The organism is Kitasatospora sp. NPDC004745 (assembly GCF_042873275.1).
In the GTDB taxonomy this organism is placed as follows: Bacteria; Actinomycetota; Actinomycetes; order Streptomycetales; family Streptomycetaceae; genus Kitasatospora.
Map to the genome: position 1 here is coordinate 77,400 of NZ_JBIALK010000007.1, position 26,200 is coordinate 103,599.

Annotated in this window: 21 protein-coding genes; 13 read left to right on the forward strand and 8 right to left on the reverse strand. The window is 74.7% G+C overall.

Translation table 11 applies throughout. The features are described from left to right. The first annotated feature begins 119 nt into the window (after positions 1–119). The 3 genes from ACFYUY_RS15185 to ACFYUY_RS15195 are packed head-to-tail and all read left to right on the forward strand — an operon-like array spanning position 120 to position 6,503. The gene (locus ACFYUY_RS15185) at positions 120–1,481 is read left to right on the forward strand and encodes a TIR-like protein FxsC (protein WP_360212538.1); all 1,362 of its coding nucleotides are present in this window, start codon (positions 120–122) and stop codon (positions 1,479–1,481) included. Next, the gene (gene fxsT, locus ACFYUY_RS15190; protein WP_387900834.1) at positions 1,478–5,500 is read left to right on the forward strand and encodes an FxSxx-COOH system tetratricopeptide repeat protein; all 4,023 of its coding nucleotides are present in this window, start codon (positions 1,478–1,480) and stop codon (positions 5,498–5,500) included. Before ACFYUY_RS15185 ends, fxsT begins: the two co-directional genes overlap by 4 nt. 37 nt (positions 5,501–5,537) lie before the next feature. Beyond that, positions 5,538–6,503, forward strand: coding sequence for a D-glycerate dehydrogenase (locus tag ACFYUY_RS15195; RefSeq protein WP_360212536.1), 966 nt, complete (start codon positions 5,538–5,540; stop codon positions 6,501–6,503). Between the two features lie 60 nt (positions 6,504–6,563). Here ACFYUY_RS15195 and ACFYUY_RS15200 read toward each other — a convergent pair whose 3' ends face one another. The 3 genes from ACFYUY_RS15200 to ACFYUY_RS15210 form a co-directional block, all read right to left on the reverse strand. Beyond that, complete coding sequence (locus ACFYUY_RS15200) at positions 6,564–7,418, reverse strand: alpha/beta hydrolase (protein ID WP_360212656.1); 855 nt, start codon at positions 7,416–7,418, stop codon at positions 6,564–6,566. A 23-nt stretch (positions 7,419–7,441) separates the two neighbouring features. Further along, positions 7,442–8,422: a DUF4231 domain-containing protein gene (locus ACFYUY_RS15205; protein WP_387900836.1), complete on the reverse strand. Its 981-nt coding sequence runs from the start codon at positions 8,420–8,422 to the stop codon at positions 7,442–7,444. 198 nt (positions 8,423–8,620) lie between these two features. Next, a complete protein-coding gene (locus ACFYUY_RS15210; protein WP_360212532.1) occupies positions 8,621–9,385 on the reverse strand; it encodes a sugar isomerase domain-containing protein in 765 nt (254 codons plus the stop codon). A 221-nt stretch (positions 9,386–9,606) separates the two neighbouring features. On the opposite strand from ACFYUY_RS15210, the gene ACFYUY_RS15215 reads away from it, so the two are divergent. Continuing rightward, entirely contained in the window at positions 9,607–10,299 is a 693-nt protein-coding gene (locus ACFYUY_RS15215) for a metal-dependent transcriptional regulator (protein WP_360212530.1), read from the forward strand. 508 nt (positions 10,300–10,807) lie between these two features. On the opposite strand, the gene ACFYUY_RS15220 is transcribed toward ACFYUY_RS15215, so the two are convergent. After that, positions 10,808–11,518: a bifunctional DNA primase/polymerase gene (locus ACFYUY_RS15220; protein WP_387900838.1), complete on the reverse strand. Its 711-nt coding sequence runs from the start codon at positions 11,516–11,518 to the stop codon at positions 10,808–10,810. Between the two features lie 306 nt (positions 11,519–11,824). Between ACFYUY_RS15220 and ACFYUY_RS15225 the strand changes: the two genes are divergently transcribed. Together ACFYUY_RS15225 and ACFYUY_RS15230 are read left to right on the forward strand one after the other, a co-directional pair. Further along, on the forward strand, positions 11,825–13,201 hold the full coding sequence (locus ACFYUY_RS15225) for a transcriptional regulator (protein ID WP_360212528.1): 1,377 nt from the start codon (positions 11,825–11,827) through the stop codon (positions 13,199–13,201). 220 nt (positions 13,202–13,421) lie between these two features. Next, complete coding sequence (locus ACFYUY_RS15230) at positions 13,422–14,591, forward strand: hypothetical protein (protein ID WP_387900840.1); 1,170 nt, start codon at positions 13,422–13,424, stop codon at positions 14,589–14,591. A gap of 96 nt (positions 14,592–14,687) precedes the next feature. On the opposite strand, the gene ACFYUY_RS15235 is transcribed toward ACFYUY_RS15230, so the two are convergent. Further along, entirely contained in the window at positions 14,688–15,983 is a 1,296-nt protein-coding gene (locus tag ACFYUY_RS15235; RefSeq protein ID WP_360212524.1) for an ABC transporter substrate-binding protein, read from the reverse strand. A gap of 173 nt (positions 15,984–16,156) precedes the next feature. Here ACFYUY_RS15235 and ACFYUY_RS15240 point away from each other — a divergent pair, with 173 nt between their 5' ends. Both ACFYUY_RS15240 and purU read left to right on the forward strand, forming a co-directional pair. Continuing rightward, the gene (locus tag ACFYUY_RS15240; RefSeq protein WP_387900842.1) at positions 16,157–16,672 is read left to right on the forward strand and encodes a hypothetical protein; all 516 of its coding nucleotides are present in this window, start codon (positions 16,157–16,159) and stop codon (positions 16,670–16,672) included. Between the two features lie 193 nt (positions 16,673–16,865). Then, on the forward strand, positions 16,866–17,732 hold the full coding sequence (gene purU, locus ACFYUY_RS15245) for a formyltetrahydrofolate deformylase (protein WP_387900844.1): 867 nt from the start codon (positions 16,866–16,868) through the stop codon (positions 17,730–17,732). A gap of 94 nt (positions 17,733–17,826) precedes the next feature. Here purU and ACFYUY_RS15250 read toward each other — a convergent pair whose 3' ends face one another. Next, complete coding sequence (locus ACFYUY_RS15250; protein ID WP_360212520.1) at positions 17,827–19,014, reverse strand: MDMPI N domain containing protein; 1,188 nt, start codon at positions 19,012–19,014, stop codon at positions 17,827–17,829. Continuing rightward, a complete protein-coding gene (locus tag ACFYUY_RS15255) occupies positions 19,011–19,676 on the reverse strand; it encodes a sigma-70 family RNA polymerase sigma factor (RefSeq protein WP_387900846.1) in 666 nt (221 codons plus the stop codon). Before ACFYUY_RS15255 ends, ACFYUY_RS15250 begins: the two co-directional genes overlap by 4 nt. Positions 19,677–20,252: 576 nt before the next feature. On the opposite strand from ACFYUY_RS15255, the gene ACFYUY_RS15260 reads away from it, so the two are divergent. Next, positions 20,253–20,732 carry an ATP-binding protein gene (locus ACFYUY_RS15260; protein ID WP_360212516.1) on the forward strand — a complete coding sequence of 160 codons (480 nt, stop codon included), beginning with the start codon at positions 20,253–20,255 and terminating at the stop codon, positions 20,730–20,732. A gap of 545 nt (positions 20,733–21,277) precedes the next feature. Here the strand turns inward: ACFYUY_RS15260 and ACFYUY_RS15265 are convergent. Then, complete coding sequence (locus ACFYUY_RS15265) at positions 21,278–22,249, reverse strand: GlxA family transcriptional regulator (RefSeq protein WP_387900848.1); 972 nt, start codon at positions 22,247–22,249, stop codon at positions 21,278–21,280. 120 nt (positions 22,250–22,369) lie between these two features. On the opposite strand from ACFYUY_RS15265, the gene ACFYUY_RS15270 reads away from it, so the two are divergent. The 4 genes from ACFYUY_RS15270 to ACFYUY_RS15285 all read left to right on the forward strand — a co-directional run bounded on the left by ACFYUY_RS15270 (position 22,370) and on the right by ACFYUY_RS15285 (position 26,091). Beyond that, entirely contained in the window at positions 22,370–23,734 is a 1,365-nt protein-coding gene (locus ACFYUY_RS15270) for an MFS transporter (RefSeq protein ID WP_387900850.1), read from the forward strand. Positions 23,735–23,811: 77 nt separating this feature from the next. After that, entirely contained in the window at positions 23,812–24,339 is a 528-nt protein-coding gene (locus ACFYUY_RS15275; RefSeq protein WP_360212510.1) for a GNAT family N-acetyltransferase, read from the forward strand. Between the two features lie 121 nt (positions 24,340–24,460). After that, positions 24,461–24,805: a DUF4229 domain-containing protein gene (locus ACFYUY_RS15280; protein WP_360212508.1), complete on the forward strand. Its 345-nt coding sequence runs from the start codon at positions 24,461–24,463 to the stop codon at positions 24,803–24,805. A gap of 29 nt (positions 24,806–24,834) precedes the next feature. Continuing rightward, positions 24,835–26,091, forward strand: coding sequence for a substrate-binding domain-containing protein (locus ACFYUY_RS15285; RefSeq protein WP_387900852.1), 1,257 nt, complete (start codon positions 24,835–24,837; stop codon positions 26,089–26,091). The last annotated feature ends 109 nt before the right edge of the window (positions 26,092–26,200 follow it).

Consider the following 26,200-nt stretch of genomic DNA (forward strand, 5'->3'; position numbering starts at 1 on the left):
CATGTCAATTCGTGCGAGTCGTTGTGCTATTCCCCTGGGGCGTCAGTCGTTCCTACACTGAAGCCCCGCGCACGGGGGCTGCGGGAACCAGGTTGCCGACGGGCCCGGGGGAGGCGCGTGTGAACGACCGTGGCTGGGACGAGGACGACGCCCGGCCGTACTTCTTCCTCTCCTACGCGCACACCCCGAAGGCCGGCGCCCGCGGGGCCGGCGACCCGAACCACTGGGTGCGCCAGCTGTACCGGGACCTCTGCGAGGCGGTCCTGCAGCTGACCACGGTGCCGGCCGGGGTGCCCGTCGGCTTCATGGACGAGTCCATGCACCAGGGCGAGTTGTGGGCCGAGCGGCTGGCCGACGAGCTGGCGACCTGCCGGGTCTTCGTGCCGCTGTACTCGCCGCGGTACTTCAACAGCGTCCCGTGCGGCCAGGAGTGGCACGCCTTCACCCGCCGCCCGGTGTACCCGGCGACGATGGACTCGGAGCGCACCAGTGGCATCGTGCCGGTGCTCTGGGCGCCGATGAGCCGCTACCGGCTGCCCGGGGTGGCCGGTGAACTGCAGTTCAACCACGCGAGTTTCGGGCCGGACTACGCCACCGAGGGCCTGTACGCGCTGATGAAGCTCAGCTACTTCCGCTCCGCCTACGAACTGGCCGTGCACCGGCTGGCCGCGCGGATCGTGCAGGTGGCCGAGGAGACGGTGATCCCGGTCGGGCGGCGCCTCGACTTCAACGGGCTGCCCAGCGCGTTCAACGTCACCGCGCCGACGAAGCAGTTGCGGATCTCGGTGCTCGCCTACCACCAGGGCGAGCTGCCGGCCGACCGCAACCCCGACTTCTACGGCGCCCGGCGCACCGACTGGCACCCGTACCGGCCGGCCGGGTCGCCGATCGCGCAGCACGCGGTGCGGCTGGCGCGGCAGTTGGGGTTCCAGCCGACCGTGCACGAGTTCGACGAGGAGGTCGAGTCGATCATCGGCGGCGACGCCGCCGCACCCGGCCTCCTGCTGCTGGACCGCTGGGCGCTGTGCGACCCGGACCGCCGCGAGCTCGTCCGCCGCTTCGACCGCTCCGACGCCACCTGGGTGAGCGTCCTGGAGCCGTGGAACACCGAGGACCCCGAGTGCGAGGAACGCGGCGGCGAACTCGGCGACCTGAGCGACCAGACGCTGCGCATCACCCGGCGGGCGAGCCGCCCCAGCTTCCTCGGCGTCACCGGCCCGACCGGGCTCAACACCCTGGAGGACTTCGACGACGCACTGCCCCGGGCCGCCATGAAGGCCAAGTACGCCTTCGAGGGGCGCACCCGCGCCGAACCGGAGGACCCGGCGCCGCCCCGGCCCAGCCTGCGGGACGCGTTCCGGCGCGGTCCGGGCGCGGGGCCCGCCGGCCACCCGGACCGCTACGGCCACGACGATCACCCTGACCGTGACGACGGCGATGACCCCGATGACGGGATGGCGCCCGTGGGAGGATTCAGATGAGCGAGAACCGCACCAGGAACCTCCGCGTCGGCGGCCTCACCGCCGCCGAACTGGCCGCGCAGCGCGAGTCCGCGCAACGCGAGGCCCTGCGCCACGGCGGGGAGCAGGACCGCAACGGCCGGATCATCACCTTCTACTCGTACAAGGGCGGCACCGGCCGCACCATGGCGCTCGCCAACACCGCCTGGATCCTGGCGGCGAACGGCTTCCGGGTGCTCACCGTCGACTGGGACCTGGAGGCGCCGGGCCTGGCCAAGTTCTTCCACCCCTTCCTCGACCCGGCCTCGCTCGCGGGCACCACCGGGATGATGGACCTGATCGCCGAGTACCGGGAGGAGGCGCTGCGCCCGGTCGAGCACGCCGAGGGCTGGCACCTGGACTTCGCCCGGGTGCACCCGCACGCGCTGTCGCTGTCCTGGCCGCTGTTCCCGGCCGGCGGCAGCCTGGACTTCCTCTCCGCGGGCCAGTTCAACCGGGACTACTCCGAGGCCGTCACCCACCTGGACTGGGACATCTTCTACGACCGCTTCGACGGCGGGCAGTTCTTCGACGCGCTCAAGGCCGACATGAGCAAGCGCTACGACTACGTGCTGATCGACTCCCGCACCGGCCTGTCCGACATCGCCGAGATCTGCACCGTGCAGATGCCCGACGACCTGGTGGTCTGCTTCACCCTGAGCGACCAGTCCATCGACGGCGCCTCGCGGATCGCCCAGCACATCCACGACCGCTACCGCGAGCGCGGCATCCGCATCCTGCCCGTCCCGATGCGCATCGACGAGGGCGAGAAGGAGAAGGCCGACGCCGGCCGGGCGCTCGCCAGGGTCCGCTTCGACGGCTTGCCGGTCGGCCTGAACGGCGAGGAACTCGCGCAGTACTGGGGCTCGGTGGAGATCCCGTACCGGCCGTTCTACGCCTACGAGGAGATCCTCGCCACCTTCGGCGACCAGACCGGCACCCCCACCTCGATGCTGGCCGCCTGCGAGCGGCTCACCTCGATGATCACCGAGGGCCGGGTCAACTCGCTGCCCTCGCTCGACGAGGAGCTGCGGCTGCGCTACGTGGACGCGTTCACCCGCCGCCGCCCGTCCGTGCCCGCCGACCTCTACCTCTCCTACGTGCCCGAGGACCGGATGTGGGCGGACTGGATCGAGTCCGTGCTCACCCGGGCCGGCTTCCGGGTGCTGCCGCGCGACCTGAGCGCCGGCACCGACCCGCGGGAGGAGACGGAGCGCGGCATCGACGCCGCCTACCGCACGGTCGCCGTGCTCTCGCCCGCCTACCAGCGCTCCCCGCAGGCCCGGGCGCTCTGGGAGTCCGTGGTCAGCTCCGACCCGTCCGGCACCCGCCGCCAGCTCGTCCCGGTCCGGGTCGGCGACGTCCGGCTGACCGCGCCGTTCAGCAACCGCAACCCGGTCGACCTGGTGGGCCGCGACGAGGCTCAGTCCGTGCAGACCCTGCTGCGCGCGCTCGGCCGCGGCGACGTCGCGCTGACCGAGTCCAACGGCGGCGGTCCGCGCTTCCCCGGGAGCAAGCCCGCGGTGTGGGACGTGCCGCCGCGCAACCCCTCCTTCACCGGCCGCGCCGCCGTCCTGGAACAGCTGCGCAACCAGCTGCGCGGCGGCATGGCGGCCGTGCTGCCCACCCCGCAGACCCTGTACGGGCTGGGCGGCGTCGGCAAGACCCAGGTCGCGCTGGAGTACGCGCACCGCTTCATGTCCGACTACGACCTGGTGTGGTGGATCGACGCCGAGCAGACCGAACTCGTCGCCCCCGCGCTGGCCGACCTGGCCCGCCGGCTGGGCCTGCGGGTCGGCGACTCGGTGACCGAGGCCGCCGAGGCCGCCCGGGAGGCGCTGCGGCGCGGCGTCCCGACCCAGCGCTGGCTGCTGATCTTCGACAACGCCGACGAGCCGTCCGAGATCCGCCGCTTCTTCCCCGGCGGCTCCGGCCACATCCTGGTCACCTCCCGCAACCAGGCCTGGAGCGGGCACGCCGAGGCCCTGGAGGTGGACGTCTTCACCCGCGGCGAGAGCGTCGAGCACCTGTGCCGGCGGGCCCGCGGACTGTCCCGCCCGGACGCCGACCGGGTCGCCGAGGCCGTCGGCGACCTGCCGCTCGCCGTCGAGGTCGCGGCCGCCTGGCTGGACACCACCGGCACCCCGGTGGAGACCTACGTCGCCCAGCTGCACGCCGAGGCCGCCCGCGCGCTGGCCGTCGCCCGGCCCGCCGACTACCCGACGCCGGTCGGCGCCACCTGGAACGTGTCGATCGGACGGCTGCGCCAGCAGTCCCCGGCCGCCGTGCGGCTGCTCCAGCTCTGCGCGTTCTTCGCGCCCGAGCCGATCTCGATGAACCTCTTCTACAGCGACCAGATGATCCGGGCGCTGGTGAAGTACGACGCCGACCTCAGCGACAAGTTCATGCTGGGCAAGGTGATCCAGGCGATCGGCCGGTACGCGCTGGCCAAGGTCGACGCCGGCAGCAACAGCTTCCAGGTGCACCGGCTCGTCCAGGCGGTGATCCGCGCCGAGATGACCGACGAGGAGCAGGAGGTCGCCGTCCACGAGGTGCACCGCATCCTCACCGGCGCCCGGCCCGTCCTCGGCGACACCGACGACCCCGCCAACTGGCCCGCCTTCGACGAGATCTGGCCGCACCTGTCGCCGTCCAAGGCGCACAACTGCGACGAGGCCGACACCCGCCAGCTGCTCATCGACCGCGTCCGCTACCTCTGGAAGCGCGGCGAGCTCGACCGCGCCCGCGACCTCGGCCACGCGCTCGACGACGAGTGGACCCGCAAGCTCGGCGAGGACGACCGGCAGACCCTGCTGCTGCGCTTCCAGCTCGCCAACGTGCTGCGGTCCCAGGGCAGTTACGCGGAGGCGCTGGCCCTGGACGAGGCCACCCTGGAACGCCAGCGGGTGCTGCTCGGCGAGCACCACCCCTACACACTGATGACCGCGGGCTCGCTCGGCGCCGACCGCCGCGCGCTCGGCCGGTTCCAGGCCGCGCTCGACCTCGACCGGGAGATCCTCGACCAGTTCCGCGAGCTGTTCGGCGACGACAACCCGCGCACCCTGTCGATGGCGAACAACCTGGCCATCGACTACCGGCTGGTCGGCGAGAGCGAGGCCGCCCGCGAACTCGACCAGGAGACCCTCGACCGGCGCACCGCCGTCCTGGGCCCCAAGCACCCCTACACGCTGATCACCAAGTCCGCCCTGGCCCGGGACCTGCGCGAACTCGGCGACTACCGCGGCTCCGCGGACCTGCTCCAGGAGGTCACCGCGGACTTCGGCGACGGGCTGGACCCGGGCCTGCCCGAGAGCCTGCGCAACGCCAAGTCGCTGGCCGTCTCGCTGCGCCGGATGGGCCAGCTCGCCGAGGCCCGCCGGATCACCAAGGAGACCTACGAGCGCTACCTGGAGCGCTACGGGGCCGACGCGCCGGACGCGCTCGCCTGCGCGCTCAACCTGGCCGCCGACCACAGCGCCTCCGGCGACAAGGAGGCCGCCCGGGACCTCTGCGCCACCGTGTTCGAGGGCCACCGGCGGCTGTTCGGCGACGAGCACCCGTTCACCCTGGCCTGCGCCAACAACCTGGGCATCTACCTGCGCGGCAGCGGCGACATCCAGGGCGCCATCGAGCGCGGCCTGGCCACCGTCCGGGGCCTGACCGACTCGGTCGGGCCGGAGCACCCGTACACCCTCAACGCGATGATCAACCTGGCGAACGCCTACGGCGACGACGGCCAGATCGGCCTCGCCGAGGAGCTCGGCCGGGCCGCCTACCAGGGCCTCTGCGACCGCTACACGCCCCGGCACCCGGACGCCGTCGCCTGCGAGGCCAACCTGGCGATCACCCTGCGCGCGGCCAACCGGCACACCCAGGCGGCCGAACTGCGGGCCCGCGCGATCGCCGAACTGATCCGTCAGTTCGGCGAGGAACACCCCAACACGGTGTCCGCCCGGGGCTGGAAGCGGATCAACCGCGACCTGGAACCGCAGCCGGTGTGACCGGCCCGGCACCGGGGGCCGGGTACGCTGCCGACCCATGGAGCAGCTCCCGCCCCCGGTCCTGGTCACCCGCCGCCTCGCGCCCGGGGTGATCGAACGGCTCACCGCGCACCACGCCGTCACCTGCCACGACTCCGACGAGGCGATGGACCGGGCCGGGCTGCTGGCCGCCGTCCGCGGCCGGCGGGCCGTGCTCACCACCCTCGACGACCGGGTGGACGGCGAGTTCCTGGACGCCGCCGGGCCGTCCCTCGCCATCGTGGCCAACCACGCGGTGGGGTACCACAACATCGACCTGGCCGCCTGCGCCGAACGCGGCGTCCTGGTCTCCCACACCCCCGGGGTGCTCACCACCGCCACCGCCGACATGGCCTGGGCGCTGCTGCTGGCCGCCACCCGCAGGCTCGGCGAGGGCGAGCGCCTGCTGCGCTCCGGCAGCCCCTGGACCTGGGCGCCGAACTTCCTGCTCGGCATGGAACTGGCCGGCACCCCGCTCGGCGTGCTCGGCATGGGCCGGATCGGGCAGGCGGTGGCCCGCCGGGCCCGCGCCTTCGACATGCCCGTCAGCTACCACAACCGCCGCGAACTCCCGCCCGAGCAGGCCGACGGCGCCGCCTGGCTGCCGCTCGAGGAGCTGCTCGCCGCCTCCACCGTGCTGGTCGTCACCGCCCCGCTCAGCGCCGCCACCCGACACCTCCTGGACGCCCGCCGGCTCGCCCTGCTGCCGCGCGGCGCCGTGGTGGTCAGCATGACCGCCGGGGTGGTGGACGAGGAGGCGCTCGCCGCCGCGCTGGAGTCCGGGGCGCTGTTCGCCGCGGCCGTGGACAACTTCGAGCACGAGCCGGCCGTCCCGTCCGCGCTGCTCGCCCAGGAGCGCGCGGTGCTCGCACCCCACCTGGGCAGCGCCACGGTCCGCACCCGGCAGGCGATGGGCGGCCTGGCGGTGGACAACGTGCTCGCCGTCCTCGGCGGGGGAGCGCCGGTCACCCCGGTGCCGGCCTGACGGGTGCCCGGCCCGGCGGGCACGGGCCCCCAGCGGGCGCGGCCCCGACCGGGTCGGGGATCAGCCGGCCGCCCAGGCCAGGGCGGTGGTGAGCACCCGGAACGCCCCGAAGTGCGCGGCGCCGGGCTCCAGGAAGAGCTCGGCGCCCGGGATGTGGTCGGCCAGCCAGCGGGAGTGCTCGACCGGCGAGAACTGGTCGTCGGCGCCGTGCCACAGCCAGGCCGGCACCGCGACGTCCTCGACCTTGAACCCCCAGTCGGCGGTGAAGGCCAGCACGTCGTCGATCCAGCCGTCGGCGCCGTGCCGGAACGCCTCCCGGTAGTTGCTCTCCAGCATCCGCCGCAGCCCGCTGTCGGCCACCACCTCCCGGTCGGCGGGCGACAGTTCGGGCCGCAGGCCGTTCAGCAGCCGCACCGGGTCGTCCTTGATCTGGCGGGAGCGGAACTCCATCGCGTCGGCGATCCGGCCGTGCCCGCGCTCGGCCTCCTGGTAGGCGTGCACGTTGGACGGGGTCATCCCCGCGTACCAGTCCAGGCCGGCCGCGTTGTGCGGGGCCAGCCCGACCAGCACCGCCACCCGGCTGACCCGCTCCGGCAGCAGCGCCGCGCAGGCCAGCGCGTGGGGTCCGCCACCGGAGCGGCCGAGCACCGCGAAGCCGTCCAGGCCCAGGTCGTCCGCGATGGTCCGCACGTCGGCCGCCGCGGCGCTCACCCGGCGGCCGAACAGCCGGGTGGAGTCGCCGTAGCCGGGCCGGTCGTAGGAGATCAGCCGGACGCCCAGCCGGTACAGCACGGTGCTGCGCGGGTGCGGCCCGACCCGGCTGCCGGGCATGCCGTGCAACAGGAAGACCGGACGCCCGCGGGGGTCGCCCAGCGACTCCACGGCGAGCGCGCGGCCGTCCGCCGCCTTGACCATCCGTAACGACACCTGCGGCCTCCTCAGTGGTCCCGGTCGGTGGTGGTGCGGATCTCCCGGCGGGCTTGCCAGGTGGTGTGCTCGCGGGACACCGCGTCCTCGGCGTCCCGGGCCAGCCTGGCCCAGAGCTCCTCGGCGTCGTCCGAGGCCACGTCCAGCGCGGCCAGTTGGCGCCGGATCAGGTCCAGCTCGTCGGCGGCCAGCCCGTAGGCGGCGGCGAGCGGGCGGTACTGGCGCAGCTGGGCCCACGCGGTCACCGAGGCGGCCACCGCCGAGACCGTGCCCAGCGCGTCGTAGCCGAACGCGCCGAGCGCCCGCAGCACCGCGAGCACCAGCCCGAGCGCCGGGAGCACCACGCCCAGCACCCCGGCCACGTCGCCCGCCCGCGCGCAGTACCGGGCCTTGGCGCGGTACCAGTCGTGCTGGACCTGGATCCGCTCCCGCAGGTACACCTCGCGGCGCACCGCCAGCGGCTGCTCGCGCAGCCCGCGCATCGCCGCCGTGATGCCGGCCGGTCCGCCGGGGTCGGCGGGGTCCGGGGGGTCGGCGGGGTCCGGGGGCCGCTCCGCCGTCGCGACGGCGACCGGGCCGCCCCGGAAGGCGCCCAGCACCCGGTCGAGCTGGAAGCGGTAGAGGCCCTCGGCGTCCGGCAGGCTGCGCGGCGGCGGCTGGAAGGCGTCCGCCCGGACGGCGAACTTCCAGGCCAGCGTCTTGACCGACTCGGCGGCGGCCCGGCCCTCGTACCAGAGGCCCTGCGGGTTCTGCCGGCTGATCACCACCGCGAGGACGATCGCCCCCAGGTAGGCGACGGCCGCCGGCCAGGCCCACGGGGCGCCGTCGGCCGACCCGGTCGCGGCGGCGGCGACCAGCAGGAGCAGCTCCCAGGCGGAGAGCAGCACCGAGCGGCGCTGGCCGCGCAGCGAGGCCGCGTCGGCGGTCCAGAAGAACTCCGGCAGCAGCTCCCGCTCGCGCACCCGCCCCGCCCGTTCCGCCCCAGACGCCATGCTCGGCCCCCACCCGTCGCTCCGGTCGCACCGCTGTCCTGCCCCGGGCGGCTTCCCGGTACGCCTGGCCCGGTCCGGGGCGGCCCGCAATGGCCGGGAAGCCCCGGTGGTTGTCCGGGCCGGGTGCGTCCGGTGGCCGGACGGACACTCCGTGTCGCGGGGGGTGCCGGTGGCGGTCGGCAGGTGTACGGCCGGCGGTCAGTAGGTGTAGAGGATCCGGTCGGCGTTGTCGGCCATCTGCTTGGCGTTCCACTCGGTGCCGCCCGGGACGTTCCCGGACCGGAACAGCGGCGGGGCGGCGGCGGTGCCGGCGGCCGCCGCGTCGGCCAGCCGGCCGACCGCGGAGGCGACCACGGCCTGCATCAGCGCGCTGGTCACGATGGTGGAGACCGGGCCGAAGGTGGTCTCGGCGGCCGGGTGGGTCAGCTCGCCGTCGCCGACCGCGATCTTGTTGTCCAGCACCACGTCGCAGTGGTCCTTGAGGTAGCTGCCGGACGGGTGCGCCGAGGGCACCTCGCCCGGGTAGGCGAGCGAGGTCACCCCGACCACCTTGAGGCCGCGCTCCCGGGCGTACCGGGCCAGCTCGACCGGCATCACCTGGCGTCCGGACAACGAGATCACGAACAGCAGGTCGCCGCCGGTGGCCGGGGTCAGGTCCAGCGTGGTGGTGGCCAGGCCGGAGACCCGCTCCAGCGCGCTGGACAGCGGCGCGGGCATCACCGTCACCCCGGCCATCCCCGGGACGTTCAGCAGGTTCACCGGGACCAGCCCGCCGGCCCGGTACACCACGTCCTGGGCGGCCAGCGCGGAGTGCCCGGCACCGAAGGTGAACACCCGGCGGCCCTCGGCGATCGCCTCCGCGAGCAGCTCCGCGGCGGCCTCGATGGCCTCGGCCTCCTCCTCGCGGACCCGCTGGAGGTGGGCGATCGCGGCGTCGAAGTACCGGCCGACCAGGTCGTTCATCTGTTGCCTCCGCTCTCTGCCGGTGGGGGAGCCGGCCGGGTGGGACGGCCGGAGTGGTCCGCACCGCCAGTGGAGAAAGCTACGGCGAGCACCGTGGCGCCCCGGCGGCACCGCTGTCAACAGGAACGAAAACCGCTCACCGGAGCCCCCGTGCGGGCCCGGTTGTCGGTCCGGTAGGTCAGAATTGGCGGTGAGGACACCGAAGAACGGAGCCAGCGGCGATGTCTGGGCTGATCGACACCACTGAGATGTACCTTCGCACCATCCTGGAACTGGAGGAAGAGGGCATCGTCCCGATGCGTGCCCGGATCGCCGAGCGACTGGAGCAGAGCGGCCCGACGGTCAGCCAGACGGTCGGCCGGATGGAGCGGGACGGGCTGCTCCAGGTCGCCGGGGACCGCCACCTCGAACTCACCGAGGACGGCCGCCGGCTCGCCGTGCGCGTGATGCGCAAGCACCGGATCGCCGAGTGCCTGCTCGTCGACGTGATCGGCCTGGAGTGGGAGCAGGTGCACGAGGAGGCCTGCCGCTGGGAGCACGTGATGAGCGAGACGGTCGAGCGCAAGGTGCTCGCCATGCTCGGCCACCCGACCCAGTCCCCGTACGGCAACCCGATCCCGGGCCTGGACGAGCTGGGCGACGCCAAGGCCGAGGGTGAGGGCTTCGACGCGGCGCTCGTCCCGCTGGACACCGTCCGCCCGGGCGACGAGGGCGCCAGCGTCGTGGTCCGCCGGATCGGCGAGCCGATCCAGACGGACGGCGAGCTGATGCGCACGCTGCGCCGGGCCGGGGTCCGGCCAGGCTCCACCGTGCAGGTCAGCGCCGGCGTCGGCGGGGTGCTCGTCGGCACCGGCGAGCACGCGGCCGAGATCGGCAAGGACATCGCCCAGCACGTGTTCGTCGCCCAGGCCTGAGGCGCCCCCCGGGACGCCCGCCGGTCTCCCGGCCGGAGCGCCGGCCGGAGCGCGCCGAACGGCGCCGGGCACAACGAGAGGGCCCGCTGCTCCCCGTGCAGCGGGCCCTCTCGCCCTCCCCGTCCCTCCCGTCCCCTCCGCTCCCTCCCGTCCCCTCCACCGCCCCGCCCGGCTTCCCCGTCCGAGCGCTCCCTCCGGCGTCCCCTCGCACCGCAAATCCTCCCCTCGGCCGATCATGGCAATCCTTGAGCGTTGTCACTCGTCCGAGGGGCTTTCGCCGTTGACCAGCGGGTAGACCGAGGCCTTATCCGCCCCTGCGTGTGACGGGCCCCGTCTCCGGTGGGAGACGGGGCCCGTCAGTCGCGCGCAGGGTGTCGCGCGTCGCGCGCCCTCACCCGATAGGCGTAGGGCCGCCGTTCCGCGGGCGGTGGACCGCCGCGTCCGTCCGGCGTACCGCCGCCGCGCCCGACCGGCGCGGCGGCCCGGTGCACCGGGGCTCCGAACCGGCTCAGCGCACCGCCGCCGGCTGGGCGGGCTGGGGCCTGGCGGCGGCCGGCGCCTCGCGCCCGCAGGCGTAGGCGAGCGGGCTGATCAGCTCGGCGGCGTCCGGCAGCCAGCGGTTGAGCGCCGAGGGCGAGCGGGCCCACTGCGCGTAGCCGGTGCCCCCGATCCGGGACGGCGGGGCGACCGTCCAGTCCCCCTCGCCGCGGGCGACCAGGTCCAGCCGCCCGGGCGGCCAGCCGAGCTTGCGGAGCATCTCCGGCAGCTTGGCCGCGACCCCGGGCAGTACCAGGAAGTGCAGCCGCCGACCGATCCGGCCGGGCGCGGCGGGCAGCACCGCCACCGGGCCCAGCTGCAGGTCCATCCGCTCCATCCGCGCCAGTGCCAGGCACCCGGCCGTCTCCGGGACGTCCAGGACGTCGAAGGACCGGCCGGTGGGCAGCAGGATCGAGGCCTGCGGCCGCTCGGTCCACCAGCGCCGCACCGCGCCGGGCCCCGCGCTCGCCTTGCGGGCCCAGTCCGCGTCCAGCGGGTGGGCCCCCGGCAGCGGGCAGCGCGGGTCGCCGCAGGAGCAGCGGGCGGGCCCGTCGCCGTCGATCAGCCAGGCACCCGGGGCCACCTCCCAGTGGCGGGTCTCGGCGTAGCCGACGGCTTCGATGAGCAGCGGGGGCAGTCCGGCGTTCTTGCCCTGGTCGGGGGAGTCGGGGATGTCTTCCACGCGCTGCTCAACTACCGTGTGTGAGGCTGGTTACGGCCCGGTGCCAGCCGGTTGGGCGCATCCCGGCAATGTCACCCGATCCGGTTACCCGACCGAGTTGGGGCGGGCGGGGGTGGGCGCAGTGGGGGCGCACGGGAGCATTTCCCAGGGCGCGTGGGGGGTGCGGTTCGTCACCGTGGGTATCCCGCTGGCGTTGCTGATCGCTAACCTTGTGTCAGATTCCTTGGACGGTCGGACAGTCGGCAACAGATCAGCAGAAGCGTCGCCCGCCGGCCGGGACCGGAGGGTGTGGGGAGGCGAAGCCCAATGGCCGCGAGACCACTCGTCGCACGACAGCCCAACGAGCGTCTGCAGCAACTGATCCAGGAGGCCAGCTGCTCCAACGCGGGCCTCGCCCGCAGGGTCAACCTCTGCGGCGCCGAACACGGCCTGGACCTGCGCTACGACAAGACCTCCGTCGCCCGCTGGCTGCGCGGGCAGCAGCCGCGCGGGCAGGCGCCGGCCGTGATCGCCGAGGCGCTCGGCCGCAAGCTCGGCCGCAGCGTGTCGGTCGAGGAGATCGGCATGGCGGACGGCAAGAACCTCAGCTCCGGCATCGGGCTGCAGTTCGCGCCGACCCTGAACGCCGCGCTGGAACAGGTCTGCGAGCTGTGGCGCAGCGACGTCGGCCGGCGGGACTTCCTGACCGGGGCGACGGTCGCGGCCTCCGCCCTGGTGGAGCCCAGCCGCGACTGGCTGATCACCCCGCCCGACCCGGTGGTGGCCCGCACCGGCGGCCCCCGGGTGGGCCCGACCGACGTGGCCGCGATCAAGGCCACCACCACCATGCTGGTCGACCTGGACCACCGCTTCGGCAGCGGTCACGTCCGCCCGGTCGTGGTGCACTACCTCAACTCGGTGGTCTCCAGCCTGCTCGGCGGCGCCTACCGGGAGGAGACCGGGCGCCAACTCTTCGCCGCCGTGGCCAGGTTGACGGAACTGGCCGGCTACATGGCGGTGGACACCGGGCAGCCCGGGCTGGCCCAGCGGTACTACATCCAGGCGCTGCGCCTCGCCCAGGCGGCCGACGACCGCGGCTACGGCGGCTACGTGCTGGCGGCCTCGATGAGCCACCTGGCGGCCACCCTCGGCAACCCGCGGGAGATCGCCCAGCTCGCCCGCGCCGCCCAGGAGGGCGCCCGCACGGTGGCCACCCCGACGGCGATGGCCATGTTCTACGCCGCCGAGGCCCGCGGCCACGCCCTGCTCGGGGACGCCCGCTCCTGCGAGGCGGTCGCGGCCAAGGCGCTGGAGATGATGGAGAAGCGCCGCCCGGAGGACGACCCGGACTGGATCGTCCACTTCGACGACGCCTACCTGGCGGACGAACTGGCCCACTGCCACCGCGACCTGGAACAGGCGGGGCAGGCCGAGCACTACGCCCGCCGGGCGCTCGACCTGCACCCGCCGACCCGGGTCCGCCGCCGCGCGGTCGACCTCGTGCTGCTCGCCACCGCGCAGCTGCAGCAGCGGGACCTCGAGCGGGCCTGCGAGACGGGGGCGCAGGCGGTCCGGCTGCTGAGCGGGCTGCGGTCCAACCGCGGCGTGGAGTACCTGGACGAGTTCCGGCGCCGCCTGGAGCCGTACCGGGAGCAGCGGGTGGTCCGCGAGTTCCACGCCCGGGCGGACGCGGAGGCCGCCTAGGGGAGGAGCAGCCAGGCGGCCCAGGGGCCGTCCGGCGAGGCTCTGAGCCCCGGGTCCGGGGGCTGTGAGGGGAGTGTGTGAGGGATGTCCCGCCCGCGTGGCCACCCGGTTCGGCGAACCGGTAGCGTGGGCGTGACGTCCAAGGAACTGTGATGCTCCCAAGAACCGACGAGATGTGGTCCGCCGTCAGCGCGCGGTCGTGCACAGGTGAGGAATCGCGTTGAGCCAGCGCCGCTCGTACCCCAACTCGGGTGACTTCAACCTGGACGACCTGTTCCGCCCCGAGCCCGGCCAGCAGCCCCAGGGGCAGCCGGGCCAGCCTGGCCACCCGCAGAACCAGGCGCCGGTGCCGCCGGTGGGCCAGCCCTCCGGGCAGCCGGAGTACCTCGGCGACGGCGCGCACGCGTTGCCGACCCAGGCCATGCCGGCCCAGCAGCCCCCGTGGGCCGGTGCGCCGCAGCCCGGCTACGGCGTCCCGCAGCAGGACCACGCGCCGGAGACGCAGCACCTCCCGCCGTACCCGGTCGCGGACCCGCGGGGCGGCGGCTACCCGGCTCAGCAGGCCCAGCCCGGCTACCCGCAGCAGCACCAGCCCGCCCCGGGCGGGTACGGCTACCCGCCGGCGGGCCAGCAGGTCGTGCCGCAGCAGGCCGCACCGGCCTACCAGGACCAGGGCTACGGGCAGGGCTTCGAGGCCACCCAGGCGGTGCCGTCGGCGGCGCCGGCGGCGCGGGCCCGCGGCGGCCGCCCCTCCAACAAGCTGGTCATCGGCGGTGTGCTGGCGGGCCTCGCGGCGGCCGGCGTGCTGGTCGCGGTCCTGATGAACGGGGACGACACCGCCTCCGGCGGCGACAAGAAGACCGGCACGGTGGCCGCCACCGGCAGCACCGCACCCGGCACGGCGAGCGCCAGCGGCTCGGGCGCGGCCGTCGACCCGGACGTCAAGGCCCAGGCGCAGCCGCTGTCGGACCTGCTGGGCACGGCGAGCGACAGCCGCTCGGCGGTGGTCGGCGCGGTCTCCTCGGTGCAGAAGTGCGACAAGCTGCCCGAGTCGCAGCAGGCGCTCAGCGGCGCGGCCGGCAAGCGGCGCGAGCTGCAGACGAAGCTCGGCCAGCTGAAGACGGACAAGCTGCCCGGCGGCCAGCAGCTGGTCGACCAGCTCAACGCGGCCTGGACGGCCTCGGCGCAGGCCGACGACGAGTACGCGGCCTGGGCGGGCGACTCCCAGGCCCCGGGCGCCTGCGACCCGAAGAAGCAGGACAACCAGCACTACAAGAACGCCGTGCAGGCCAGCGGCACGGCGACCACCGCGAAGAAGCAGGCCTCGGCGCTGTGGAACGCGATCGCCGTCCAGACCGGGCTGCCCAGCCGCGGCGACGGCGACCTCTGAGGACCCGGACGGACGGGCCGGGCGGGACTGCGCGGGGTCGGACGGCGCAGGGTCGGACGGCGCAGGGGCGGGCCGGAGCCCGCCCCCGTGTGCCGGTCAGGCCGGGGGTCTGCCCCCGGTGAGCACCCAGCGGACGTCCACGAAGCCCGGCTGCTGCAGGGTCATCCGGCCGCCCTTGACCACCTGGTAGGTGACCCAGGTGTTCACCAGCCGCGGGGACTCGGTGCTGGGCAGCATGTTGGTGGTGCCCCAGTTCAGCGGCGGGGTCAGACCGACGTCGATCCCCTCGCCGCTGTCCAGCAGCGCGGTGATGGTCTTCTCGGTGACCTGCTTGCCGGCGGCCGTGAGCTTCTCGACGACCATGCGGAACACCTCGTACGCGACCCAGGTGGTCTCCACCCCGGGGTCGGAGACGTCGATGGTGCGGCCGCCGGTGGTGTCGGCGCGCACCACCGCGCGCAGCCCGTCCCAGGTCTTGGCCGACTCCGGCGGGTACCAGCTGGTGACGTACGCGCCGGCCAGCGGGCCGGAGTCGCCGCCGGTGGAGTCGACCACCGACTGCTGCACGCTGCCGATCACCGAGGCGATCCTGGTGTTCTTCGGGTTCAGCCGGCGGTAGGAGTCCAGCAGGTTGCCGGTGGGCTCGGCGGCGAGGGCACTGGTGATGCAGTTCCCGGACTCGTCGCGGCCGATCGCCTTGCGGGCCACCGCGGTGTAGTCGGTGGACTGCTCGGGCGCCTTGACGTCGAGCAGCTTGATCCCGGCCGGCTTGAGCGCGTTGGCCAGGTAGCCGAGCAGGTTGTCGCCGGCCGGGGTGTCGGGGCGCACCAGCGAGACGGCCTTGCAGCCGGCCTCGACCAGCTGGCGGCCGCTGCCGCCGATCAGGGCGGGCATGCCGCCGTCCACCGGGTACGACAGCGGGCTGCTGAACTCCGGCTGGGAGAGGCCGTAGCCGCCGATCAGCGGGATGCCGGCGCGCTCCAGCGTCGGCATGAAGGCGTCGCCCCACTGGCTGTAGGAGCCGAGCACGGCGACGGCCTTGGCGTCCACCGCCTGCTGGGCGCAGGCCCGGGCACCGTCCGCGGTGTTGTGCTCGTTGCAGGTGATCACCTTCAGGCGGCGGCCGTTTAACCCGCCCTTGAGGTTGACGTCCTGGCCGACCGCCTCGGCGAGCGCGGTCATGCCCGGGCGGTCGGCGGACCCGGTGCCGGACGGGGCCCAGGTCATCACGGTGAGGTCGCCGCCGTTGGTGGAGGCGTCGGCCGGTCCGCCGCACGCGGAGGCCGAGAAGAGGGTGGGGATCAGGGCGGCCGCGGCGGCTGCCGCGGCGATCGGGCGGCGTCGTCTCGAGGCGTGGTGCCGGGCCTGGAACGCGTCCCTTCGGCTGGTCATCGGTCTTCCCTCTCTGGGCGCCATCCGGCGCACCGGATCCAGCCAAACGCCGGTGCCACACGTCGAGAGGGCCGAAGTGCGAACAGTCGGCAAACGGGGGCTGAAATCCGGACGGGTACGCGTGTAGATCGCGAGTGGAGCACGAACGGACCGGGAACGTACGATCGTTCTCCATGTCCTCCAGCACAGATTCTTCGCACCGGTCCGCCCGAAACCCTTCTCGTCCGGGCCACCGCTCCAGCACCATGGGCGGCATGCCGCTCAACGACCTGCCCTGGTGGCGCTGGCGAGCCCGACTCCGCTCGGCGCTGCACATGCTGTCCGACCCCGGGTTCCAGCACGAGACCTGGCTGACCGGCCGGGCCGGCTACGGGGACGTGACCGACGCCGTCTACCGGCTGGTCGAGGACACCTGGTTGGACCGCTGGTCGGCCGGGAAGTACGTGGGGACGATCTTCCGTGACGCCACCGAGGCGGCCCTGGTCGACGTCGCGGTGCTGAGGGTGGTCCACCTGCTGCACGAGGTCGGCGCGGACGCCCCGGCCTCCGCCTACCTCGGGCACCCCGGCTGGCCGGAGGCGGTCCGGGCGGCCCGCGAGGCGCACGTCGTGCTGGCGTCCAACGACGGGGACGACCCGGACGCGGCGCCCAAGTCGCTGGACGTGCTGCGCATCCTCACCCAGGTCTGAGCCCCGGGCCGCAGCCCGGGGTGGGGCGGGGCCGGGCCGTGGCGGCGCCGTGGGCGGGCCGCGCCGTCGCGGCGCCGCGACCGGGCTCCTGAGCAGGGCCGTCCCGCAGTACGGGCAGCGGGGCGGCGAGTGTCCAGGATGTGACACGCTGGACCACCCACGCACGCCACGACCTCAGGACGGGATACCCCCAGTGGACCAGCAGCCGGCCAGCGCCCAGTACGTCCTCACGCTGTCCTGCCCCGACAAGCAGGGCATCGTCCACGCCGTCTCCAGCTACCTCTTCATGACCGGCTGCAACATCATCGACAGCCAGCAGTTCGGGGACGGCGACAGCGGGCTGTTCTTCATGCGGGTGCACTTCTCCGCCGTCGAGCCGGTCACCGCGGACAAGCTGCGGGCCAGCTTCGCCGCGATCGGCGCCTCGTTCGGGATGGACTGGCAGATCCACCCGACCGAGCAGCGGATGCGGATCGTCCTCATGGTCAGCAAGTTCGGCCACTGCCTGAACGACCTGCTGTACCGCACCCGGATCGGCGCCCTGCCGGTGGAGATCGCGGCGGTCGTCTCCAACCACACCGACCTGCGCGACCTGACCGAGAGCTACGGCGTCCCGTTCCACCACATCCCGGTCACCCGGGACACCAAGGCCGAGGCCGAGCAGCAGCTGCTGGACCTGGTCGCCAAGGAGGACGTCGAGCTGGTCGTGCTCGCCCGCTACATGCAGGTGCTCTCGGACCAGCTGTGCACCGCGCTGTCCGGCCGGGTGATCAACATCCACCACTCCTTCCTGCCGAGCTTCAAGGGCGCCAAGCCCTACCACCAGGCGCACGCCCGCGGCGTGAAGCTGATCGGCGCCACCGCCCACTACGTCACCGCCGACCTCGACGAGGGCCCGATCATCGAGCAGGAGGTGGCCCGGGTGACCCACGACACCACCCCGGACCAGCTGGTCGCGCTCGGCCGGGACGTCGAGTGCCAGGCGCTGGCCCGCGCGGTGAAGTGGCACAGCGAGCACCGGGTGCTGCTCAACGGCACCCGCACGGTGGTCTTCGCCTAGGCACTGGGGCGAGGGGCCAGGGGCCCAGGGGCCTGGCCGGCGGCCGGCCCACGGGCCTGCCGCCGCGGCCGCTCGCGCCGGCCGCGGCCCGGCGCTACGGCCGGGAGAGCAGCGGGAGGGCGTGCAGCACCTCGCGGATCGCGGCCCGGTCGCCGTGCTCGCCGACCGGAAGCCGGTCCGGGTCGCGGTGCGCGGCGGCGAGCTGGCAGAGCTCCAGGCCGTCCAGCACCATCGAGGCCACCGGCTCGCCGCCGGGCGGCCCCGCCTCCGGACCGTCCAGGGGTATCAGCCACTCGCCGGCCGCCGGGCCGTCGACCACCAGGCGCAGCCGGCGGCCGCCCCGCTCCGGGCCGCTCGTGCCGGCCGGTGCCCCGGCGGTCGCCGCGGCGGGTCGGGCGGCGCGCAGACCGGCCAGGGCCTGCGGGAGCATCCGCACCGCCAGGTCCACCAGCTGCCGCAGGTGCTGGGGTGCGGGCGGCTCGTACGGGTAGGCGACCGCGCGGGCCACGTCCTCGCCGTGCACGTAGCACTCGAAGGCACGGTCGAGGAAGGCGTCGCGCAGCGGGAGGACGGCGAAGCCGTAGTCGACGGGGGTGTTGCCCTGCGGGGCGAGCGCGGCGGTGCGCACCAGCTCGTGGGTCTGCCGCCGCCACCGGGCGCGCACCGACTGCGGCGGGAGGTCGGCCTGCTCGGCGATCAGCCGGGCGGTGCGCCCGGTCACCCCGGCGAACCGGCCGCCCTGCGGCGGGACCCTGGGCGGCGGTGCGACCGCCTCCTGCGGCGGCACCCGCCGTTCGGCCGGGGGCGTCGCGGTGCCCGGGGCGGCGGGCACCGGGTCGGGCAGGCCGAGGGCCAGCGCCAGCCAGCCGTCCACGGCGGCGAGGTGGCCGAGGACCTCGGCCGGGCGCAGCCGCTCGACGCCGCCGTGCCAGGGCAGTTCGGCCACCTCCTGCCACTCCTCCGGGCCGAGGTCGCGCAGCAGCGCGTCGAGCTTGGCGGTCTCCGCGCCGTAGGGCATGCCCCAGACGGGAACGGGCAGTTCGGCCGGTCGGCGGGCCAGGCACCAGTCGAGCACCTGCTGGCGCAGCGGTCCGGGCTGGTCCAGCGGCTCGTCGAGGGCGAGCCAGCCGGCCGCCTCGCTCAGCCGGGCGGCCTCGTCGGCGCAGTCCGCGCAGCCGGGCAGGTGCTGCTCCAGCTCGGCGGACTCGTGGCCCTGGCAGGCACCGAGGGCCCAGGCCCCGAGCAGCGAGCGCAGGTCGTCGTGCCGGTCCCCGGTGCTCATGCGCCCCCGTTCCCGTGCTCGTCGCCGGGGCCGTCCCGGTGGCCGTCCGCCTCGTCCGCCTCGTCCGGCCCGGCGGGCCGCCCGTCCCGGTGGCCGTGGTCCTCGTCCTGGCGGGCGCGTTCGTCGGCCAGTTCGGTGGCCAGCAGCGACAGTCCGAGCCGCATCCGCTGCTTGGCGGCCTGCTCGGTGATGCCGAGCAGGCGGGCCGTCTCCTGGTAGGTGCGGCCGTCGTAGTACGTCACCGTGATGGTCTCACGCAGGGGTTGGGGCAGGGCGTCCACCACGTAGCGCACCCGCGCGGCGGTGGACACGGCGCGGATCTCGGCCTCGGCCGCGCCGCGGTCGGGTTCGCCGGTGTGGCCGTACTCGGCGGCCCGGCGCAGCCGCAGCCGGTCGACCGCCCGGCGGTGGGTGAGCGTGCCGAGCCAGGAGCGCAGTGAGCCCCGGGCCGGGTCGAAGTCCTCCGGGTGCTCCCAGACGTGGGCGAATATCTCCCGGGTGAGCTGGGCGGCGGCGGTCTCGTCGGCGAGTATCCGCCCGGCCAGGCCGTGCACCATCGGCGCGAGCTGGTCGTAGAGTTCGCCGAGCGCGGTCTCCTCGCCGCGGGCGAGGCGGTGCTGGAGCTGTTCGTCCCAGCGCGGTGCGCGGTCGGGGGCGGCCATCGGGAACCACCCTCCTGCCGGGTCCGCTGGCTTACCCAACGGTATCTTGCGGCCGCTCGGCGGTGGGAGGATTCCCCGAAGAACGGAACCGGGGCTCGCGGATCGTCACATGGTGGGACGGTCGGCTGGTGGGACGGTCCGTCGGACGTTCCGCCGGAGCCGCTGTTCGAGCACCGGTGGACATATGTCGCACGGGTGGTTCGCGAGTGGCGGGCCGGGCGCGCGGGGCGTGCGGCGGTAGGTTCGCCACTGCGGGACCGGCGGGTCGGCCCGGGTCGGCCGAGTGCCGGTACGAGGCTCGCGAGAGTGAACGGGACAGTATGCACCGCGCTGTCCCCCGATCGCTGGAATATGCCCGAAGCGCTTGCTGCGGCCCGTCCGCCCACCCATCCTGAGGCGTATTCGAGTCGCGGCCAGTGCGCGACGGACGAGGTGGCGCGGGCGGACGGATCGGGTGAGCGCCGGGCGGGAGCCCGGGTGGGCCCGGCCGGCTCCGGGCGACGTGCGAGGCCCGCCGGCTGGATGATCCGGCCAGATCGGGACGATGGCCGAACTGCGAGTGCAGGTGGTGGAGCGGTGCAGGTTCTTCAGGTACAGCTGGCCGTGCAGGCGGACCCCGCAGAGGTCGGCCGGGCGCGCCGGTGGGTGCGCTCGCGGCTGCTGAACCACGGCGTCGACCCGGACGCGCCGATCGCCGAGACGGTGGTGCTGGTGGTCTCCGAGCTGGTGACCAACGCCGTGGTGCACACCGGGAGTCCGGCCGTGCTGCGGCTCTGCCTGCCGGTGGAGGACGGCCCGGCCGGCACCCCCGAGGCCCCGCTCTGTCCGCTCCGGGTGGAGGTGGCCGACGCGAGTCGGACCGCCCCGGCGCCGCGGCACGCGGGCGCGGACGAGGACGCCACCAACGGGCGCGGCCTGGAGCTGGTGGAGCTGCTCTGCGAGCGCTGGGGCTGGTACCCGGACGGCTCGGGCAAGCGGGTGTGGTGCGAGATCGGCGCGGACGCCCGGCCGGTGGACCCGATGGCCGGCGTGGACTGGGCGGCGCTGGCGCAGTAGCCGTGGGCGGTGGCGGTGGCGGTGGCGGTGGCGGTGGCGGTGGCGGTGGCGGTGGCGGTGGCGGTGGCGGTGGCGGTGGCGGTGGCGGCGGTGGTGAACCGGGGCGCCGGTGTGCGCCGTTGATGCGCCGCCGGAGATCACCGGCTGAAAGTTGACGCAACCATTCCGAATTTCGGACTACCCATTGACGTGACGTATCCGACTGATCACGCTTGGGTGCAGCTCTTCGTTGCGAGGGGACGTCGAGGGAAGCCCGAACGCCGCCACGGTGCTGTTGTCCAGGGGGACCGCGCCAGCAGGGGGGCCGTGGAACGTCGGCCGCGGGCTGTCCTTGGCGAGTGCGGGGAGCACGACGCGGGTTCAGGGCCCGTGCGTCGCGATCGGATGGCGGTCTGCCGTGCCGCGCTCGGGGTGAGCACGGTCGGCCGCCATCCGATCCGCCGTGGTACTACGGCGCTTTCCGGCCACCCGGACCACACCCGGCCCACCGACCGCAGGGGTACCGCGCGTCACCCCGGAACGGCGCGGCGCTCCGGAGCGGCGCGTCACTCCGGAACGGCGCGGAAGGTCCGCCGGTACGCGCTCGGCGCGACGTCCAGGCGCCCGCGCAACTGGAGCCGGAGGGAGGCGGCGGTGCCGAATCCGGACTCCCTGGCGATCTGGTCGACGGTCAGGTCGGTGCGCTCCAGCAACTGCCGGGCCCGCTCGGTGCGCTGCACGGTGAGCCACTGGCCGGGGCTGGAGCCGGTCTCCTCGCGGAAGCGCCGGGTGAAGGTCCGCACGCTCATGCCGGCCCGGTCGGCGAGCCGGCTCAGGGCCAGCGGCTGGTCCAGCCGCTCCAGCGCCCAGGCGCGCACCGCGGCGGTGCCCTGGCCGGTCGACTCCAGCGGACTCGGCGCCTCCACGTACTGCTTCTGGCCGCCCTCGCGCCACGGCGGCACCAGGCAGTTGCGGGCCACCGCGTTGGCCACCGCGCTGCCGTGGTCGCGGCGGACCACGTGCAGGCACAGGTCGACCCCGGCGGCCACCCCGCCGGAGGTGAGGACGTCGCCGTCGTCCGTGTAGAGGACGTCGGGGTCGAGCAGCACCTGCGGGAACAGCTCGGCGAAGCGCCGGGTGTAGCGCCAGTGGGTGGTGGCCGGCCGGCCGTCCAGCAGCCCGGCGGCGGCCAGCAGGAAGGAGCCGGTGCAGATCGACATCAGCCGGGTGCCGGGCCGGATCCGGGCCAGCGCGGCGGCGAGTGCGGGGGTGAAGGCGGCGTCGACGGTGGCCGGGCTGGAGTCGGCGGAGGCCGGGACCACCACGGTGTCGGCCCGTTCCAGCAGCTCCGGGCCGTGGTCGACGGCGATCCGGAAGTCCGCACTGGTGGCGATCGGCCCGCCGTCCAGGGTGCAGGTGGCGACCTGGTAGAGCGGCTGCCCGAGCGGGTCCCTGGCGCCGCCGAAGATGCGGGCGGGGATGCCGAGTTCGAAGGCGATCACGCCGTCCAGGGCGAGTACCGCGACCAGGTGCGCCATGCCGTTCCCTCCGGTGCCGTGGTGGTCGGGCCAGCGTACGCCGGGCCGTGGCCCGATTCTTGCGAAACCTGTCATTCAGGCCACTCGTCGGGGCCCCGCGGCTTCGGGACACTCGTCCGCGTGACCGAACGCAACGTCCTCGCCCCCACGCCCGCCCCCGCCCCCGGGGGCCCGTCCGACCCCGCCCGCCCCACCCGCTTCCGGGTGCACTACGCCTGGGTGGTGGCCGGCGTCTCGCTGCTGGTCCTGCTCGGCTCGGCCGGCTTCCGGTCCACGCCCAGCCTGATGATGGACGCCCTGCACAATGAGTTCGGCTGGTCGGTCGCGACGATATCCAGCGCCACCTCCGTCAACCTGACCCTCTACGGCCTCACCGCCCCGTTCGCCGCCGCCCTGATGGACCGTTTCGGCGTCCGCCTGGTGGTGGTCTGCGCACTGCTGACCATCTCGGTCGGGTCCGGGCTCACCATGCTGATGCGCGAGCCCTGGCAACTCGTGCTCTGCTGGGGCGTCCTGGTGGGCCTGGGCAGCGGCTCGATGGCCGGCGCCTTCGCCACCACGATCACCGGCCGCTGGTTCCGCGCCCGGCAGGGCCTGGTCACCGGCGTGCTGACCGCCGCCGGGGCGGCCGGCAACCTGGTCTTCCTGCCGGTCGGCGCCTGGCTGGTCGAGCAGCACGGCTGGCGCTCGGCGGTGATCGTGGTCTCGCTCGCGGCCAGCGCGGTCGCCGTCCCGGTGCTGCTGCTGATGCGCGAACGCCCGGCCGACCTCGGCCTGCTGCCGTACGGCGAGACCGGGGAACTCCCCTCCCCGGCCGCCGGCGGCCCGGAGGGGACCGCGACCGGGACCGACGGCCGCGCCCTCGCCCGCACGCTGCGGGTGCTGCGGGAGGCCGCGCGCAGCCGGGCGTTCTGGCTGCTGGCCGGCTCCTTCGCGATCTGCGGTGCCACCACCGCCGGCCTGGTCGGCACCCACTTCATCCCGGCCGCCCACGACCACGGCATGCCGGTCACCACCGCGGCGAGCCTGCTCGCCCTGATCGGCGTCTTCGACGTGGCCGGCACCGTGTTCAGCGGCTGGCTCACCGACCGGGTCGACTCCCGGCTGCTGCTGGTCGTCTACTACGGGCTGCGCGGGCTCTCGCTGCTCCTGCTGCCGCAGCTGTTCGCGGGCTCGCTGGAGCCGCCGATCCTCGCCTTCGTCGTCTTCTACGGCCTGGACTGGGTCGCCACCGTCCCGCCGACCGTCGCGCTGTGCCGCCGGCACTTCGGCGAGGACGCCCCGATCGTCTTCGGCTGGGTGCTGGCCAGCCACCAGATCGGCGCCGCCGTGGTGGCGGGCCTGGCGGGCCTGGCCCGCGACGCGCTCGGGAACTACGACCTGACCTGGTACGGCGCCGGTGCGCTGTGCGCGATCGCGGTCGGGCTCTGCCTGGCCCTGCGCGGAGGGCGGACGGCCGCGCGGCCGGCTCCGGCGCTGTCCTGAGGCCGTCCACCGCCGCCCCGGCGCTGTCCCGAGGCCGTCCACCGCCACTCCGGAGCGGACCGCTAGGCTCCGCAACCATGGCGCTCATCTTCACCGTGGACCCGAAGCTCGACCCCGACCTGCGCACCGCCGTCGTCCGGCTGTGGACGGACGTCACCAATGCCGGCGGAGCGGTCGGCTTCGTGGCGCCGGTCACCGAGGAGGAGGTCTGGGACACCGCCGAGCAGCAGTTCGCCGGGGTGCGGCCGGACGGCCCGGACCGGATGCTGGTCGCCCACGAGAGCGGTACCGGCCGACTGGTGGGCGTGCTGTTCTTCGAGTCGATGCGCTTCGAGCTCATGGAGCACTGGCGGATGCTCAAGCGGGTCATGGTGCACCCCGACTTCCAGGGCCGCGGTTACGGCGCCGAGCTGCTGGCCGAGGCCGAGCGGGTGGCCCGCCGGTGGGGCCTGCAGTCGCTGCGGCTCACCGCGCGCGGCGGCCAGGGCCTGGAGGGCTTCTACGCCCGCAGCGGCTACCGCGAGGTCGGCCGGGTGCCAGCCGCGATCAGGGTCGCCCCCGGGGACGACCGCGACGACATCACCCTCTGGCTCGACCTGCGGTGATCCGGGCCGACGGCGGGCGGCGGCGGGCGGGGCGCGGACGCCCCCGGCCCCGCGCCGCCCGTCAGGCATGCTTCACTGGGAGACCGGCCCCCGCCCAGACCAGTGAAAAGGACGTGTTCCCGTGAGCAGCACCGGCCAGGAGAAGTCGCACGCCACGCTCCGCTACACCTCCCTGCGGGTCAGCATCTTCCTCGGCTGCCTGCTGGTCTCGCTGCTGCTCGGACACTTCGGGATCATCCCGGTCAGCGGCCAGGCCGGCGTGGTCTTCCTGTTCCTGCTGGCCGCGGTCGCCTCCGCGCCGCTGAGCTACGTGCTGCTGAGCCGCCAGCGCGACGAGATGTCCAGCCAGATCAGCGGCAAGGTCGAGGGCCTGCGCAGCCGCACCGCCGAGCGGATCGCCGCGCAGAACGCCGAGGAGGACGCCGCCGACGACGCCGCCCGCGCGGCCGCCGCCGGGCAGAGCTGACCCAGGCCGGACCAGCGACCGCAGCCCTCGTGCCCGCCTCCGCCACCTCCGGTTCGGGTTCCACCTCCGGTTCGGGTTCCGGCTCCGGTTCCGGGGCCGTTCCGCCCGAGCCGTCGTCCGCCGCGTCCGGCGACACCCCTGCCGGGCCGTCCACCGACACCTCCGCCGTTCCGGCCGTGCCGTCCGCCGTGCCGTCCGCCGGGCCGTCCGCCGACTCCCGTGCCGTTCCGGCCGCCGGGTCGTCGGCCGAGCCGCCGGGCAGCGGCGCCACCGGGACCTGGCCGGCCCCGGTCCGGCGGCCCACCGGCCGCGACGTGGCCAGGCTCGCCGGTGTCTCGCAGGCCACCGTCTCGCTGGTGTTCTCCGGTGCCGAGGCCGGTCGCCGGGTCTCCGACGCCACCCGGGAGCGGGTCCGGGAGGCCGCCCGCAGCCTCGGCTACCGCCCGCAGGCGGCCGGCCGTCAGCTGCGCCTGGGCCGCAGCGGGATGATCCTGCTGGCGGTGCCGAACATCCTCGGCCCGTTCTTCGGCCGGGTGCTGGAGGGCGTCCACGAGGAGGCCGGCCGGCACGGCCTGGCGGTGGTGGTCAGCTCCGGCTGGGGGAGCGCCACCCTCGCGGAGGCCGCCACCACCAGCCGCTTCGACGGCCTGCTGATCTGCTCCCCGGACGACAGCCAGCTCGGTGAGCTCCCCGCCGACACTCCCGCCGTCTTCCTGGACGCCGACCCGGGCACCGACCGCGCCCGGCCGACCGTCGAGCTCGACGTCGCGGGCGGCATGCGCGCCGCCGTCGAGCACCTGGCCGCGCTCGGCCACCGCCGGATCGGGCGGCTGCGCTCGACCCACTCCGCGTACACCTTCCGGGTGCGGCAGGCCGCCTTCGAGCAGGCCGTCCGCGAACTCGACCTGGACGTGGTCGAGTTGGGGGTCAGTCTGAACGAGGGGCAGCCGGCCGCGCGGAGCGTGGCGCACCGCCTGCTGGAGCGCGCGGACCACCCGCGCGCGGTGGTCTGCGACGACGACGTGGTCGCCTCCGGGGTCTACCAGGCCGCCGCCGAGCGTGGGCTGCGGGTGCCCGGGGACCTGTCGGTGGTGGGCATGGACAACGTTCCGGTGGCGGCGCTGCTCGCCCCGCCGCTGACCACCGTGGACCTGCCCGGCGAAGAGCTGGGCCGGGTGGGGGTGGCGGCGCTGGCCGGCCTGCTGCGCGGGGAGCGGGTGGCGCCGGTCGCGCCGCTGGCCACCTCGCTGGTGCTGCGCTCCTCCACGGCGCCTGCCCACGGCTGACTCCCGGGCGGGGCCCGGCGTGATCCCGGGCGGACCGCCACGTGGACTGCGACGTGGGCTCCGGCGTGTCCCGGGCGGACCGCCACGTGGATCCCGGCGTCGACCTCGG

Bases quoted from the DNA above. Each gene is read 5' to 3' on its own strand.
- fxsT (WP_387900834.1), top strand. From the start codon at position 1,478: ATGAGCGAGAACCGCACCAGGAACCTCCGCGTCGGCGGCCTCACCGCC.
- ACFYUY_RS15195 (WP_360212536.1), top strand. From the start codon at position 5,538: ATGGAGCAGCTCCCGCCCCCGGTCCTGGTCACCCGCCGCCTCGCGCCC.
- ACFYUY_RS15200 (WP_360212656.1), bottom strand. From the start codon at position 7,418: ATGGTCAAGGCGGCGGACGGCCGCGCGCTCGCCGTGGAGTCGCTGGGC.
- ACFYUY_RS15205 (WP_387900836.1), bottom strand. From the start codon at position 8,422: ATGGCGTCTGGGGCGGAACGGGCGGGGCGGGTGCGCGAGCGGGAGCTG.
- ACFYUY_RS15210 (WP_360212532.1), bottom strand. From the start codon at position 9,385: ATGAACGACCTGGTCGGCCGGTACTTCGACGCCGCGATCGCCCACCTC.
- ACFYUY_RS15215 (WP_360212530.1), top strand. From the start codon at position 9,607: ATGTCTGGGCTGATCGACACCACTGAGATGTACCTTCGCACCATCCTG.
- ACFYUY_RS15225 (WP_360212528.1), top strand. From the start codon at position 11,825: ATGGCCGCGAGACCACTCGTCGCACGACAGCCCAACGAGCGTCTGCAG.
- ACFYUY_RS15235 (WP_360212524.1), bottom strand. From the start codon at position 15,983: ATGACCAGCCGAAGGGACGCGTTCCAGGCCCGGCACCACGCCTCGAGA.
- ACFYUY_RS15240 (WP_387900842.1), top strand. From the start codon at position 16,157: ATGTCCTCCAGCACAGATTCTTCGCACCGGTCCGCCCGAAACCCTTCT.
- ACFYUY_RS15250 (WP_360212520.1), bottom strand. From the start codon at position 19,014: ATGAGCACCGGGGACCGGCACGACGACCTGCGCTCGCTGCTCGGGGCC.
- ACFYUY_RS15255 (WP_387900846.1), bottom strand. From the start codon at position 19,676: ATGGCCGCCCCCGACCGCGCACCGCGCTGGGACGAACAGCTCCAGCAC.
- ACFYUY_RS15265 (WP_387900848.1), bottom strand. From the start codon at position 22,249: ATGGCGCACCTGGTCGCGGTACTCGCCCTGGACGGCGTGATCGCCTTC.
- ACFYUY_RS15275 (WP_360212510.1), top strand. From the start codon at position 23,812: ATGGCGCTCATCTTCACCGTGGACCCGAAGCTCGACCCCGACCTGCGC.